At 65.9% G+C, this 1,058-nt stretch carries 1 protein-coding gene; it reads left to right on the top strand.

The annotated features are described in order from the left end of the window. Window positions 1-87: 87 nt before the first annotated feature. A protein-coding gene (locus G3T14_RS24265; protein WP_163645018.1) for an IS630 family transposase occupies window positions 88-1,043 on the top strand; the annotation gives its coding sequence in 2 pieces (ribosomal slippage) (window positions 88-433 and window positions 433-1,043; 957 coding nt in all). The last annotated feature ends 15 nt before the right edge of the window (window positions 1,044-1,058 follow it).

The raw sequence follows: 1,058 nt of genomic DNA, 5'->3' as shown, positions 1-1,058 counted from the left end.
CTAGAGCCGTGTCCGGTTGGGTTGAGTCAGGGGGTATCGGGCGGGCGGCGGATCTGATTCGATGTCGGGCTTTCCAAGGAGAGTGAGATGCCGTCAGCCTTATCGGTGGATCTGCGTGAGCGGGTGATTGCGGCGATCGAGGCAGGATCCTCGCGCCGTCGGGCGGCCAAACGCTTCGGTATCGGCCCATCCAGTGCGATCCGCTGGCACGAGCGCTTCCAAGAAGAGGGCGCGATCGCGCCCCGGCCGCCTTGCGGCGAGCGACCTGTGCCCGCCATCGAAGCGCATGCCGATCGGATCCTTCAGGCCTACGAAGAGCATCCGCAGGCGTTCCTGCGGGAGTTGCGCGACACCCTGGCCGAGCAGGGTGTCCGGACGAGCGTCAGCGGGCTGTGGCGGTTTTTCTCCCGGCACGCCATCACCCGTAAAAAGGGGCTTCCTACGCAGCTGAGCAGGAACGGGCGGACGTGAAGGCCGCGCGGGAGGCGTGGTTCGAAAGCCAGCTCGACCTCGATCCTGACGCTCTCGTATTCATCGACGAGACCGCCGCCGCGACGAACATGACCCGAGCCTACGGTCGGGCGCCGCGCGGTGAGCGCTGCCGGCTCCTCGTGCCGCACGGGCATTACAAGACCACCACCGTCACCGCCGCCCTGCGCACCAGCGGCTTGGTCGCCACCACCTTGTTCGATGGGGCCACCAACGGCGAACGCTTCCGAGCCTATGTCACCGACATCCTGGTTCCTGCGCTGAAACGCGGCGACACCGTCGTCCTCGACAACCTGCAATCCCACAAGGTCGCCGGCGTGCGCGAAGCGATCGAAGCCGCCGGCGCGCGGATCCTCTACCTCCCCGCCTACTCGCCGGACTTCAACCCGATCGAACAGGCCTTCGCCAAGCTGAAAGCCCTCTTGCGAACAGCCGCCGCGCGCACCGTCCCCGACCTCTGGCAGGCCATCAAGAACGCCTTCGACGCCTTCCCCCCAACCGAATGCCGAAACTACATAACCGCCGCAGGATACGACGCTTATGACCCAACCTGAACGGCAACAGCTCTA

The sequence above is a fragment of the Methylobacterium sp. BTF04 genome (assembly GCF_010692745.1).
In the GTDB taxonomy this organism is placed as follows: Bacteria; Pseudomonadota; Alphaproteobacteria; order Rhizobiales; family Beijerinckiaceae; genus Methylobacterium.
Note: the sequence above shows the minus strand (reverse complement) of the source record. Positions and strands in the feature narration are given on the sequence as shown.